General features: G+C 65.6%; 1 protein-coding gene (running past one end of the window). It reads right to left on the bottom strand.

Translation table 11 applies throughout. The features are described from left to right. Positions 1–368 precede the first annotated feature (368 nt). Positions 369–15,718: the 3' portion of an amino acid adenylation domain-containing protein gene (locus ACM62G_RS27530; protein ID WP_419736067.1), read on the bottom strand. 1,057 nt of this gene lie beyond the right edge of the window; the window shows 15,350 of its 16,407 coding nt (coding positions 1,058–16,407); its start codon lies beyond the right edge, outside the window — the gene reads right to left on this strand; it ends in the stop codon at positions 369–371.

Raw genomic sequence — 15,718 nt, 5'->3', positions numbered from 1 at the left:
CGAATAACCTACTGTTTATCATGTCGGAGAGGGTTGACAACCCAAGGGCTCGGTGTCGGAGACAGCGTTCGCGCGATAAAAACGGAGGGGCTTCGAGGTTCGAAGACAGCATGGCAATCGGGATGCAGGCGTGACCGGCGCCGCGGCGGCAAATGCTCGCGGACCACTGACACATGCGAAACAACCCCTATTCGCCATGCTCCCCACAGGCCTCGAAAATTAGAGCATCCACCTGGGACTGTCTGTCATGGGAAGCCGGGACAAGGCTCGGCCCTGCGAGAGTTCGACGTGTTGCCAGGGGGGATGGGGGGAGAAAAACGGCTCCGTACCTGACCGATCGGCAATCGGTCAGGTACGGAGCCAGGGCTTCAGATAACGCGTTTGCGCTTGAGTGTCGGAACCTTCGCCTGCGGTACCTCCACCTGTTGTGTCGTACCCACCGACGCGGCTACCTGGGCCAGTGTCGGCTGGCCGAACAGCACCCGGACATCGGCTTCCAGGTCCGCCTGGCGCATACGCTCGATCAGGCTGACCGCCAACAGCGAATGCCCACCCAGCTCGAAGAAGTGGTCATGCCGCCCCACCCGCTCGACCTGGAGCAGATCCTCCCAGAGCGCCGCCAGCTTGATCTCCACCTCACCCACCGGGGCTTCGTAGACACGCGAAGCGTAGGCGCTGCTGTCCGGTGTCGGCAGAGCCTTGCGGTCCAGCTTGCCGTTGGGGGTCAGGGGCAACCGCTCGAGCTGCACATAGGCCGCGGGCAGCATGTAGTCCGGCAACAACCCGCGCAGATAAGTGCGCAGGCTGCCGCTGTCGGACACAAGCCCCGTAACGGCCGGAGTGAAGTACGCCACCAGGCGGGTTTCTCCCGGCACGTCCTCCCGGGCCATCACCACCGCCTCACGCACGTCGGCGTGCCTGGCCAGACGCGCCTCGATCTCGCCCAGTTCGATACGGAAACCGCGGATCTTCACCTGGTCGTCGTTGCGGCCCAGGTATTCGATGTTTCCATCCGCCAGGTAGCGACCGAGGTCGCCGGTGCGATACATCCTTGCCGAAGCGTCCTGGCTGAACGGGTCCCGGAGGAAACGCTCGGCAGTCAGATCATCACGGTTCAGGTAGCCACGGGCCACGCCGGCACCACCGATGTAGATTTCACCCGGCACGCCCAGCGGGACGGGCTGTTGTTGCTCGTCCAACAGGTAGAACTGGGTGTTGCCCACCGGCTTGCCGATATGCGGGGCGAAGCCGTCTTCGCGGTCCATGGCCACCCAGCTGGAGTAGGTGGTGGTTTCCGAGGGGCCATAGAGGTTGCACAGGCGCTGGACTGTGGTTTTCTCGAACAGCGATTCCACCAGGCTGCGTTTCAGCGCCTCGCCGGCCACGTTCACCGTGTGCACCGATTGCGGCAGGCCGTCGACTTCCAGCAGCGCCTTGAGTGCCGACGGGACGGTGTTGATCAGGCCAATGTCATGCTCGCCGTGCTGCAGTTCCAGGACGTTCTTCACCACCTCGAGGCTGCCGCCCGAGGTCAGCGGTGCAAAGCACTCATAGACCGCCAGGTCGAAGTTCAGCGAGGTCGAGAACAGCGTCTTGTCCAAGGCTCCGTTGCCAAAGGCCCCGTGGGCCCAGGTCAGGAAGTTGACCGTGTTGCGGTGTTCGATCATCACGCCCTTGGGCAAACCGGTCGAACCCGAGGTGTAGATCAGGTACGCCAGGTGTGCCGAGGTCAGGCCCGGCACCTGTGGATTCAGGACGGACTCGTCCTGCCAGGTGCCCTGATCCAGATTGATCACCGGCACCGACACGCCGGCCAGCAACTGCTGGGTCGCGTTCTGGGCCAGCACCACGGCCGGCGCACTGTCCTGCAGCATGTAGGCGATCCGCTCGGCCGGATACGCCGGATCCAGCGGCACATAAGCGCCCCCGGCCTTGAGAATCGCCAGCAGGCCGACGACCATCTCGGCGCCGCGCTCGACACAGATCCCCACGCGGGAGTCCGGCTGCACACCCTGCTTGCGCAGGGCATGGGCCAGACGGTTGGCCTGCTCGTTCAGTTCGCGATAGCTGAGTTTCCTGCCGTCATGGACCACCGCCAGGGCATCCGGCGTACGCTCCACCTGGGCCTCGAACAACCCATGGATGGTCTGCGCCTGCGGATACTCCAGCGCGGTGTCGTTGAAGCCCACCAGCAACTGCTCGCGCTCGTCGGCCGGCAGGATAGAAAGGCCGCCCAGTGGTGCCTCGGGCTCCTGTTCCAGGGCATCCACCAGACTCTCCAGCGCGGCCTGCATATATCCGCAGACCCGCCGTGCATCGATGCCGGCAACCGCCTGCACCGTCAGGCCGAAGCCCACACCGTCATCATCCACCGACAGGGTCAGCGGGTAGTTGGTACGCTCGGCCCCACCCTGGCTTTCGATACCCTGCCAGGCATCCAGAACCTGCTGGCTGGCTTCACCGCCACCATGCCGGTAGTTGAGCAAGGCGCTGAACAGCGGCATCGATGCCGGCACGCCACTGCAACGCTGGGCCAATGCCAGGGAAGCATGTTCATGACCGAGCAGCGCGGTCAACCGGCCATGGGCCGCCTTGAGGGCACTGTGGGTACCCTGCTCGCCCAGGTCCAGGCGCAGTGGCAAGGTGTTGATGAACATGCCCAGGGCCCGGTCGCTGCCCTCGCCGCCCTGCATCCGGCCCATCAGCACGGTACCGAACACCACTTTTTCGCGTTGACACAGACGGCCCAGCACCATGCCCCAGGCCAGGTGCGCCAGGCTCGCCGGGCTGACTCCCGCCTGGCGGGCTCGACCACGCAGGCGCCGAGACAGATCGGCACTCAGTCCCGCGTGAGCCTCGGCGATCGCCTGTCCATCGCCCCTGACCTCTTGCCGTTCGAACGGCAGGGTCGGTTCGTCGACATCGCCGAGCATCTCGCGGAAGAAGCTTTCATGGGCCTGCTGGCTCACGCCCAGTCGTGCCTGAGCCACATAGTTGCGATACGGCACGGCCGGCGCCAACGAGGTCGCCTGTCCACGCAGGAACGCCTGCATTTCCTGTTGCACCACCGCAAGGGTGGTGTGGTCGATGGCGATATGATGGAACCGCAGGACACCCAGCCAACACCCGCTGGACGCCTCTTCGGTGACGGCCAGCTGCAGCAGCGGTGCCTGATGGAGATCGAGGCGGCAATGCGCCGGATCGAAGCGTTGCAGCAGTTGCGCCGAGAGTTCACCGTCGCGCGGATCGAGCCCGAGGGGCTCGAGCTTCAGCCGGGCACGACGCCAGACCACCTGCAACGGCGTCTCCAGGCCCTCCCAGACGATCGATGTGCGCAGGACATCATGCCGTTCGATCACGCTCTGCAACGCCTGGACAAAGTCGTCCAGGCGACTGCGGCTGTCGAAGCGGAACTGCGATTGCAGCACATAGGGGTCCCCTTCACCGGCAGACAGGTGATGGAACAGAATGCCCTCCTGCAACGGTGCCAGCGGATAGATGTCCTGCACGTTTGCCGCACCGCCCGGCACCGTCGCCACCACCTGGTCGATCTGCGCCTGGGTCAGGCTGACCAGCGGTAACAGGTCTGGAGTGATGTGTTCACAAGGCTCGGGGATCCGGTTGGCCGGCACCGCGATGTCCGTGCCTTGGCCCACTGCCGCCGCCAGCGCCGCCAAGGTCGGCTGGCCGAGCAGTGCCCGCACATCGGCACTCAGACCGGCCTTGCGCATCCGCTCGATCAGCGTGACCGCCAGCAGCGAGTGGCCGCCGAGTTCGAAGAAGTTGTCGTGACGACCGACCCGGTCGAGGTGCAGCAGGTCGGCCCAGATAGCGGCCAGGCGCTCCTCGACCTTGCCCAGCGGCGCTTCGTACTCGCGGCTGGATACGGCGCCATCCGGTGCCGGCAGCGCCTTGCGATCCACCTTGCGGTTAGGCGTCAAGGGCAAGGCATCGAGTTGCATATAGGCCGTCGGAACCATGTACTCGGGCAATGCCGCTTGCAGATGCTCGCGCAGGCTCTGGATCGGCAGCACGGTATCCGGCTGCTGCGGCGTGAAGTAGGCCACCAGGCGTTTGTCGCCCGGTTGATCCTCCCGTGCCACCACCACGCAGTCCTTGATCCCGGGATACGTGGCCAGACGGGCCTCGATCTCGCCCAGTTCGATGCGGAAGCCGCGGACTTTCACCTGGTCGTCGTTACGGCCCAGGTACTCGACCGTGCCGTCCGGCCGATAGCGCGCCAGGTCGCCGGTGCGGTACATGCGCCCATCGTGGAACGGATCGTCGAGGAAACGCTCGGCGGTCAGGTCCGGACGGTTCAGGTAGCCGCGCGCCACTTGTACGCCGGCGATATACAGCTCGCCCGCCACGCCCAGCGGTACCGGCTGGCGGTTGTCGTCCAGCAGGTAGAGCCGCGTGTTGGCCATCGGTTTGCCGATCGGCACTGTCGCCGACAGGATGGCCGGGTCGCCCGGTGCATCGACGCGCGCGACACAGGCCCAGATGGTGGCTTCCGTGGGGCCGTAGAGGTTCCACAGTTCGCGGCTGCGCGCCTGCAGCTCACCGGCCAGGTTGCGCGGCAGGGCTTCGCCGCCGCAGAAGATCCGCAGGTCCGGCTTGCCGGCCCAGCCACTGCTGACCAGCATTTGCCAGGTGGCCGGGGTGGCCTGCATCACGGTGATCCGCTGCTCCTCGAGCTGGCGCTGCAAGTGCAAGGCGTCCACGGTCGCCTCACGGGAGGCCAGGACCACACAGGCCCCGCTGACCAGGGGCAGGTACAGTTCGAGCGCGGCGATGTCGAAGGAAATCGTGGTGACCGCCAGCAGCCGATCATCAGGCGAAAGCCCCGGTTCGCGGCCCATGCCGTGGAGGAAGTTGCCCAAGGCCCGGTGGCTGATCTGCACGCCTTTCGGCAGCCCGGTGGAGCCCGAGGTGTAGATCACGTAGGCCAGATGTTCAGGATGAAGGTCATGACGCAGTGGATTGGTCTCGGGCTGCGCCAGGAAGCCTTCGCGCTCGGCCAGCCCGGGATCGAGCAGCAACACCGGTACGCTGCTGGTGGGTAGGATCGGCTGCAGGCTTTGCTGAGTGAGAGTCGCCACCGGAGCGCTGTTTTCCAGCATATAGGTCAGGCGATCGAGCGGGAAATGCGGGTCCAGCGGCACGTAGGCGGCGCCGGCCTTGAGAATGCCCAGCAGCCCCGCCAGCATGTCCACGCCGCGCTCGACACAGATCGCCACCCGATCATCGGGGCCAACACCCCATTCGATCAGGCGGTGGGCGATACGGTTGGCCTGGCGATTGAGTGCGTCATAGGTCAGGCTGCCGTTCTCGTCGACGACGGCGAGCGAATCGCCACAGGCCGCCACCCGGGCTTCGAACAACCCGTGCACGGTCTCGTCCCGAGGATAGTCGACCGCGGTCGCATTGAAGCCCTCCAGCAACAGCCGACGCTCATCGTCCGGCAACACCGACAACAGCGGCAACGGCACCTCGCTGGCCTGCTCCAGTGCCTCGACCAGACTGTGCAAGGCTTGGTGCATATAGGCGCAGATCCGCTTGGCCTCGATCACTGGAACGGTCTGGGCGGTCAACAGGAGATCTTCGCCCAGGTCGTCGACACTGAGGCTCAACGGATAGTTGGTGCGCTCCTCCGCGCTCAGGTATTGCATGCCATGCCAGGCTGCCCGCGTCTCGTCAGTCACGGCGTAATTGCTGTGGCGATAGTTGAGCAACGCGCTGAACAACGGCAGCGGCGCGCTGACGCCACTGCAACGTTGGGCCAGCGCCAGGGAGGCGTGCTCATGCCCGAGCAACGCGGTCAGTTCGTCATGGGTCGCCTTGACGCCCTCGCGCACATTGCGCCCGCCCAGGACCACTCGCAGCGGCAAGGTGTTGATAAACATGCCCAAGGCGCGGTCGGCACCGTCGCCGCCCTCCATCCGGCCCATCAGCACCGTACCGAACACCACATCGTCGCGGGCAGAAACCCGACCCAGCACCTGGGCCCAAGCCAGGTGCACCAGGCTCGCCACACTCACCCCCGCCTGCCGGGCCTGGGCCCGCAAGCGTTGACCGAGGGCAACACCCACCGTCAGTTGGGCCTCCTCGATGCCCTGTCCATCACCCTGGACCTGCTGCAAGCCGAACGGCAAGGTCGGCTCCTCGATATCACCGAGACGTTCACGGAAGAATCGCTCGTGCTCTTGCTGGCTAACGCCCAGGCGGGCCTGGGCCACGTAGTTGCGATACGGCACCGGCGCGCCCAGTTGCGCCTGCTGACCGAGCAGATAGGCCTGCATTTCATGGCTCACCACGTCCATCGCGGTGTGGTCCATCGCCAGGTGGTGGAACAACAGCAACGCCAGCCAGCGCCGGTTCGGCGCATCCCAGGCCTGGATCAAGCGCAGCATGGGCGCCTGACGAATATCGAGGTGATAATGTCGGGCGTCGAACCGCTGAAGCAGTTGGGTCGCCACATCGCCGGCCCGCGGGTCCGGCTCCAGGTTTTCGCGTATCAGCCGGGCCTCGCGCCAAACCACCTGTACCGGTTCGTCCAGACCTTCCCAGACCAACGCGGTGCGCAGGATATCGTGACGACCGATCACGAACTCCCAGGCCCTGGCAAAATCGTCCAGACGCTCCTCACTGTCGAAGGCGAACTGCGCTTGCAGCAAGTAGGGGTCGCCCCGCTCCGCGCTGAGGTGGTGGTAGAGGATGCCTTCCTGCAATGGCGCCAGGGCATAGATGTCCTGAACATTGGCGACACCGCCCGGCACCGTGGCGACGATCCGATCGATGGCGTCCTGATCCAGGTTCGCCAGCGGCAGCAGGTCCGGCGTGATCCGTTCACAGCCCGGCGCAATCAGGTTGGCCGGCACCTGGATCTCGCGGCCACTGCCCACCGCCGCCGCCAGCGCGGCCAAGGTAGGCTGGCTGAACAGCACCCGCACATCGGTACTCAGACCTGCCTGGCGCATGCGCTCGATCAGCGTCACCGCCAGCAGCGAGTGACCGCCCAGTTCGAAAAAGTGGTCATGCCGCCCCACCCGCTCGACCTTGAGCACGTCCGCCCAGATCGACGCCAGCCGATTTTCCACTTCACCTTGCGGTGCCTGGTATTCGCTGCAGGCCAGGGCGTCCGACTCCGGCATCGGCAGCAACTTGCGATCGACCTTGCCGTTCAGGTTCAGGGGCAATGCACTCAGTTGCACATAGGCGCCGGGTACCATGTACTCCGGCAACAGGCCTTGCAGGTAACTGCGCAGTGCTTCCGCCGTGGCCGGCTCGCCGGTCGCGGTGACATAGGCCACCAGGCGTTTGTCGCCGGGGACGTCCTCGCGGGCCAGCACGATGCATTCGCGGACCTGCGGATGAGTGCTCAGGCGCGCCTCGATTTCCCCCGGCTCGATGCGGAAACCGCGTATCTTCACTTGGTTATCGTTACGGCCCAGGCACTCCAGCAGGCCATCGGCCGACCAGCGCCCGAGGTCGCCGGTGCGATAGAGCAAGGCATCCGGCTCGGCGCTGAACGGGTCGGCAATGAATTTTTCGGCGCTCAGTTCGGCGCGGTTGAGGTAACCCAATGCCACACCCTTGCCGCCGATGCAGATTTCACCGCTGCACCCCTGGGGCACCAGTTGCTGGCGGGCATCGAGAACATAGACCTGGGTATTGCCGATGGGACGGCCGATCGGCACGCTGTCGGCGTCCTCGGCGACTTCGGTCACGTGATGGGTGGTGGCGTAGGTAGTGGTTTCGGTCGGTCCGTAGCAATGCACCAGGCGCAGCCGTGGCGCCAGCGCCAGTAAACGACGGAACGAGGCCGGGTCGCCGCGCTCACCACCGCACAGGAGGATCCGCAGGCCCTTGATCGCCTCGGGGATCAGTTGCACATACTGGTTGAACACCGCCGTGGTGACAAACAGCACCGTGGCCTGGGCGCTGACCAGCAACTCACCGAAGCGTGCCGGCTCCAACAGCGTTTCATGATCCACCACCAGCACCTGGCCGCCATTGAGCAAGGCACCCCAAACGTCCATGGTGCTGGCGTCGAAGGCCGGATTGGAAGCAAAGGCGATACGATCCCGGTCGTTGAAGTCGGCATAGCCGTTGTTGATCACCAGGCGGGTGATAGCCCGGTGCGGCACCAGCACGCCCTTGGGCACACCGGTGGAACCCGAGGTGTACATGATATAGGCCGGGCTTTCGCTGGACTGCGTAATCCCCAGGTCGTCACCGTCCAGGCGAGACAGGTCCAGACCGTCCAGTTCCACACGCTGCACGGCGGCAGACAGCGACAGCCGATGACGCGTCAACAGAACCCGCGCCTGGCTGTCCTCGATCATGAAGCCCTGGCGCTCGGCCGGGGCGTTGATATCCAGCGGCACATAGACCGCCGCGCACTTGAGTACCGCCAACTGGCTGACCAGCAGGTCGTGGGAGCGCTCCAGCAGAATCGCCACGCTGTCCCCCGGCTGCACGCCGAGACCACGCAGATGGCGGGCCAGGCGATTGGCCCGGCTATTGAGCTCGGCATAGCTCAACGACACGCCGTCATGGATCGCCGCGCACGCCTCGGGACGAGCTCGAACCCGGGCTTCGAACAGACCCTGCACGGTCTGCGTCCGTGGGTAATCACGGCGACTGGCATTGAAGCCGACCAGCAGTTGCTCGCGCTCGGCATCGGGCAGGATCGACACCTGGGTCAATGGCAGGGCCGGCGTGTTTTCCAGCGCCTCGACCAGGCTTTGCAGAGCACAGTGCATATAGCCACAGACCCGCTCGGCGCCGATCTGCGCCTCGGCCATGACCGTCAGGTTGAACGCCTCGCCCAAGTCATTCACCGACAGGGTCAGGGGGTAGTTGGTGCGTTCTTCGCTATCCAGCGTCTGGATACCCTCCCAGGCGGCCAACGCCTGGTCGGTCACGTTGATATCGATCTGCCGGTAATTGAGCAGCGAACTGAACAACGGCGTCGACGCGGCCACGCCACTGCAACGCTGCGCCAGGGTCAGTGGCGCATGTTCATGGGCGAGCAAGCCGCTGAGTCGGACATGGGTGGCTTTCAACGCACTACGCACGCCCTGCGCCCCCAGTGTGACCCGCAGCGGCAAGGTGTTGATGAACATGCCCAGGGCCCGGTCGGCGCCCTCGCCGCCCTGCAGGCGACCCAGCAACACGGTGCCGAACACCACATCGTCCCTGCCCGACACGGCACCCAATACCCGGGCCCAGGCCAAGTGGCAAAGACTCGCGGCGCTGACCCCGAGCTGCCGCGCCTGCAAGCGCAGGCGCCGGCTCAGGCCGGCCTCCACGTCCCGGCGTACTTCCTCGATGCCGCGACCATCGCCCTGCACGTCCTGCAGGCCGAAGGGCAGTGTCGGCTCCTCGATATCGCCCAGCATGTCGCGGAAGAACGTTTCATGTCCCTCGCGGCTGACCCCCAGGCAGGCCTGGGCCACATAGTTGCGATACGGCACGGATGGCGGCAGCTCTGCCTGCCGCTCAAGCATATGCGCCTCGATTTCGCCGCAGAGGATACGCAGCGAAGTGGCGTCGTCCACCAGGTGATGGAACAGCAGCATGCCAAGCCAACGGTCGTTCAGCGGATCCTGGGCGTAACCGATGCGCAGCATCGGCGCCTGGCGGATATCCAGGCGGGTGTGCCGCGGGTCCAGACGCTCGCGCAGTTGTTCGGCGATATCGCCCTCCGCCGGGTCCAGCTCCAGCCGTTCAACGCCCAGGGGCGCTTCGCGCCAGACCACCTGCACCGGCGTGTCCAGGCTTTCCCAGAGCACCGCGGTACGCAGGATATCGTGCCGCGCCACCACCCCTTGTAGGGCCTGGGCGAAACTGTGCAGACGCTCGAGACTGTCGAAGCTGAACAGCGAGTATTGCAGGTACGGGTCACCTTGGGTCGCGGCCAGGTGGTGGTACAAAATCCCCTCCTGCAACGGCGCCAGGGCGTAGATATCCTGCACATTGGCAACGCCACCGGGCACGCTGGCCACGATGCGGTCGATATCCTCCTGACCCAGGGAGACCAGCGGCAGCATGTTCGGCGTGATGCGTTCGCAACCGGCCGGGATGACATTCGCCGGCACCTCGATCTCGCGCTGGCCGCCCACGGCCGCCGCCAGGGCGGCCAGGGTCGGCTGGCCGAACAGCACGCGCACGTCGGCGCTGAGGTCGATCTGGCGCATGCGCTCGATCAGTTTCACCGCCAGCAGCGAGTGGCCGCCCAGTTCGAAGAAGTGATCGTGGCGACCGACCTGTTCCAGTTGCAGCAGGTCCTGCCAGATTCGTGCAATGGCGATCTCGGTGGCGCCTTCGGGCGCTTCGTAGCCACGGCTGGCCACCGCCGAGCGGTCGGGGGCCGGCAGAGCCTTGCGGTCGAGCTTGCCGTTGGCGGTCAGCGGGAAGGCTTCCAGATTGACGAAGGCGCTTGGCAGCATGTATTCGGCCAGTGTCTGGCGCAGTTGCTCGCGAAGTTGCCCGGCGTCCGTGTTACCGATGACGTAGGCCACCAGGCGCTTGTCGCCCGGCTCATCCTCGCGCACCAGAACCACGGCATCGCGCACGCCCTCGCAGGCGGCCAGTTGTGCCTCGATCTCGCCCAGTTCGATACGGAAACCGCGGATCTTCACCTGTTCGTCGTTACGCCCCAGGTATTCCAGGCTGCCGTCGGCCAGCCAGCGAGCCAGGTCGCCGGTGCGATACAGGCGGGCATTCACGTCGGTGCTGAACGGGTTGGCAAGGAAACGCTCGGCGCTGAGTTCGGCGCGGTTCAGGTAGCCTCGGGCGACCCCGGCCCCGCCGACATACAGTTCGCCGACCACCCCCACCGGTACCGGTTCGCGACGGGCGTCGAGCACATAGAGTTGCAGGTCGGGAATGCGCTTGCCGATCGGACTCGCCCCGATGCGCAGGGCATCCTCGGCCTGCAATGGGTAATAGGTCACGTGCACCGTGGTTTCGGTGATGCCGTACATGTTCACCAGTTGCGTACCGGCGTTCACGGACCGCGCATACCAGGGCTTGAGCATCGCCGTGTCCAGCGCCTCACCGCCGAAGATCACTTGGCGCAGGGCATGGGGCTGGGCGTTGTCGCCCTGGGCGGCAATAAGCTGGCGGAACGCGCTCGGCGTCTGGTTGAGCACCGTCACCCCGGCGCTGCACAGCAGTGCGTAGCAATCCTGTGGCGAGCGGCTGACCAGTTGCGGCACGATCAGCAGACGCCCGCCGTGCAGCAGCGCGCCCCAGATTTCCCAGACCGAGAAGTCGAAGGCGAACGAGTGGAACAGCGCCCAGGTGTCCTGTTCGTTGAAACCGAACCAGTCCTCGGTGGCCGTGAACAGCCGCGCAACATTGCGGTGCTCGACCATCACGCCCTTGGGCAGACCGGTGGAGCCGGAGGTGTAGATCACGTAGGCCAGGCTGGCCGGAGTTAGCCCCGGCACCTGCGGGTTCTGGACGGACTCATCCTGTAGATCGCCATCGTCGAGATTGATCAGCGGCAGATCCACCGCCGGCAGCGCCTCGCGCACCGCGTGCTGGCTCAACAAGGCCACCGGTTCACTGTCGCCCAGGGTGTAGGCCAGGCGCTCGCGGGGATAGGCCGGGTCCAGCGGCACGTAGCCAGCACCGGACTTGAGGATCCCCAAGAGACCGATGATCATCGCCGGGCCGCGTTCGACGCAGATGGCCACCCGGTCGTCCGGGCGCACGCCCAGGGCCAGCAGGCGGTGGGCCACCTGGTTGGCGCGGGCATTGAGTTCGCCGTAGGTCAGGCTTTCGTCCTGGTATACCAGCGCCACGGCCTCCGGCCGCTCGGCGGCGCGGGCCTCTAACTGCTGGTGGATCGGTGCATCGGCGGGATAGGTCCGGCCAGCCTGGTTCCAGTGCTCGAGCAGTTGCTCGCGCTCGCTGGCCGGCAGGATCGAAATCGTTTGCACCGCTGTCTGTGGCGCCTGCTCCACGGCCTGCACCAGGCCGTCCAAGGCGCTGTGCAGATAGCCGCAAAGCCGTTGCGCACCGATGGCGGTCGCCACCAAGGCCGTGAAGTGGAACCCTTCCCCCAGGTCGTCGACGTTGAGGGTCAGCGGATAGTTGGTCCGCTCTTCGGCCCCGCCCAGCACCTGCATGCCCTGCCAGGCGCTCTGCGCCTGCTCGGTCACGGCCAGGCTGCTGTGGCGGTAGTTGAGCAAGGCGCTGAACAACGGCAGCGGCGCACTCACCCCGCTGCAACGCTGGGCCAGTGCCAGGGAGGCGTGCTCGTGCCCGAGCAAGGCAGTCAGTTCGGCGTGGGTGGTCTTGACCCCCTCACGCACGCTTTGACCGCCAAGGGTCACCCGCAGCGGCAAGGTATTGATAAACATGCCCAGGGCTCTATCGGCGCCCTCGCCGCCCTGCATCCGGCCCAGCAGCACCGTGCCGAAGACCACCTGGTCAAGGCCACTGGCCTGCCCCAACACCTGGGCGAAAGCCAGGTGCACCAGGCTCGCGGCACTCACCCCGAGCTGACGGGCCTGGGTCCGCAGGCGCAGGCTCAGGCTGGCGTCCAGTGCGAGATCGGCCTGTTCGATATCGCTGCCGTCGCCCTGCACATCCTGCAGGCCGAACGGCAGGGTCGGTTCGTCGATATCGCCGAGGCGTTCGCGGAAGAACCGTTCGTGTTCCTCCTGGCTCACACCGAGGCGGGCCTGGGCCACATAGTTGCGATACGGCACCGGGCTGCCCAACTGCTCGGCCTCTCCCAGCAGGTACGCCTGGATTTCCTGACGCACCACCTCCAGGGCCGTGTGGTCCAGGGCCATGTGGTGGAAGCGCAACATGGCCACCCAGCGCTGCTGTCCTTCGTCCTCGGCGAACACCAGTTGCATCAGCGGCGCCTGGGTCACATCCATCCGCGAGTAGCGGGTATCGAAACGTTCCTTGAGCTGGTCCACCACCTCACCAGAACGCGGATCGAACGCCAAGGTCTCGTAGTGCAACCGGGCCTGGCGCAAAACCACCTGGACCGGCTCGTCGAGACCTTGCCAGAGCACGGCGGTGCGCAGGATGTCATGCCGGTCGATAACCTGTTGCAGCGCCTGGGCAAAGGCGTCCAGCCGCGAGCGGTCCGGCACCGTGAACAGTGCGTGGAGGACGTAGGGATCGCCTGCGCCGGCCGACAGGTGGTGATAAAGGATACCTTCCTGCAAGGGTGCCAGCGGGTAGATATCCTGCACATTCGCCGCCCCACCCGGCACGCTGGCGACAATACGATCGATAGCCGCCTGGTCGAGGCTGAGCAGCGGCAACATCGCCGGGGTGATGTGCTCGCAGCCGGCCGGGATGAGGTTGGCCGGAACGACGATTTCCCGCCCGCCGCCCACGGCCGCGGCCAGGGCCACCAGGGTCGGCTGGCTGAAGAGCGCCTGCACATCGACACTGAGGCCGGCCTGGCGCATATGGCCGATCAGACTGACGGCCAGTAGCGAATGGCCGCCCAGCTCGAAAAAGTGATCGTGACGCCCGACCTGCTCGACTTTGAGCAAGTCGCTCCAGATCCGCGCCAGAGCGATTTCGGTTTCGCCTTGCGGAGCCTCGTAGCCACGATGGCTCAAGGCACTGCTGTCCGGTGCCGGCAGGGCCTTGCGGTCCAGTTTGCCGTTCGGGGTCAGCGGCAGTTTTTCCAGGACGACGTAGACGGCCGGGACCATGTACTCCGGCAGTTTTTCCTGCAGGTGGCGGCGCAGGCTGTCGATCTCCACCGAAGCATGACCCTCGGCCAGGGTGTAGTAGGCCACCAGGCGCTTGTCGCCCGGCACGTCCTCGCGGGCGGTGACCACCGCTTCGTGAATGGCCGGGTGTCTGGCCAGGCGGGCGTCGATTTCGCCCAGTTCGATGCGGAAACCGCGGATCTTCACCTGGTCGTCGTTGCGGCCCAGGTATTCGATGTTTCCATCTGGCAGGTAGCGGCCGAGGTCGCCGGTGCGGTACATCCTTGCCGAAGCGTCCTGGCTGAACGGGTCCCGGAGGAAGCGCTCGGCGGTCAGATCATCGCGGTTCAGGTAGCCACGGGCCACGCCGGCACCGCCGATGTAGATTTCACCCGGGACGCCCAGCGGGACGGGTTGCTGCTGTTCGTCCAGCAGATAGAACTGGGTGTTGCCCACCGGCTTGCCGATATGCGGGGCGAAGCCGTCTTCGCGGTCCATGGCCACCCAGCTGGAGTAGGTGGTGGTTTCCGAGGGGCCATAGAGGTTGCACAGGCACTGGACTGTGGTTTTCTCGAACAGCGATTCCACCAGGCTGCGTTTCAGCGCTTCACCGGCCACGTTGACGGTGTGAACTGAAGCAGGCAGACCATCCACTTCCAACAGCGCTTTCAACGCTGAAGGCACGGTGTTGATCAGGCCGATAGCGTGCTCGCCGTGTTGCAGTTCCAGGACGTTCTTCACCACCTCGATACTGCCGCCCGAGGTCAGCGGTGCAAAGCACTCATAGACCGCCAGGTCGAAGTTCAGCGAGGTCGAGAACAGCGTCTTGTCCAAGGCCCCGTTGTCGAAGGCCCCGTGGGCCCAGGTCAGGAAGTTCACCGTGTTGCGGTGTTCGATCATCACGCCTTTCGGCAAGCCGGTCGAACCCGAGGTGTAGATCAGGTAGGCCAGATGGGCCGAGGTCAGGCCCGGTACCTGTGGATTCCGGACGGACTCGTCCTGCCAGGTGCCCTGATCCAGATTGATCACCGGCACCGACACGCCGGCCAGCAACTGCTGGGTCGCATGCTGGGCCAGCACCACGGCCGGCGCACTGTCCTGCAGCATGTAGGCGATCCGCTCAGCCGGATAGGCTGGATCCAGCGGCACATAGGCGCCCCCGGCCTTGAGAATCGCCAGCAGGCCGACAACCATCTCGGCGCCGCGCTCGACACAGATCCCCACGCGGGAGTCCGGCTGCACACCCTGCTTGCGCAGGGCATGGGCCAGACGGTTGGCCTGTTCGTTCAGTTCGCGATAGCTGAGCTGCCTGCCGTCATGGATCACCGCCACGGCATCCGGCGTACGCTCCACCTGGGCCTCGAACAACCCATGAATGGTCTGCGCCTGCGGATATTCCAGCGCGGTGTCGTTGAACGCCACCAGCAACTGCTCGCGCTCGTCGGCCGGCAGGATCGGCAGGCGGTTGAGCGCGACGGTCGCAGCTCGTTCCAAAGCCTGGACCAACTGCTCCAGCGCGGTCTGCATATAACCGCAGACCCGCTGCGCATCGATTCCGCTGACCGCCTGCACGGTCAGGCTGAAACCTTCGCCCAGATCATCCAGGCACAGGATCAGCGGATAGTTGGTGCGCTCTTCGCCACCCAGTACCTCGATCCCCTCCCACAACTGCACCGTCTCGCCGCTCACCGTATCCGCCGAACTGTGCCGGTAGTTGAGCAAGGTGCTGAACAACGGCGTCGGCGCGGCCACCCCGCTGCAACGCTGAGCCAGGGACAATGGGGCATGTTCATGCCCCAGCAACGTGCTCAACCGCGCATGGGTCGCCTTGACCCCGGCACGCACATCCTGCTCGCCGACGGCCACTCGCAGCGGCAAGGTGTTGATGAACATGCCCAGCGCCCGCCGAGTCCCCTCGCCGCCCTGCATCCGCCCCAACAGCACGGTACCGAACACCACATCGCTGCGCCCGCACAGGCGCCCAAGTACCTGGGCCCAGGCCAGGTGATGCA

This window comes from Pseudomonas sp. COR18, from assembly GCF_048568395.1.
Classification (GTDB): domain Bacteria; phylum Pseudomonadota; class Gammaproteobacteria; order Pseudomonadales; family Pseudomonadaceae; genus Aquipseudomonas; species Aquipseudomonas fuscovaginae_B.
This window is presented reverse-complemented; position numbering and strand designations above follow the sequence as displayed.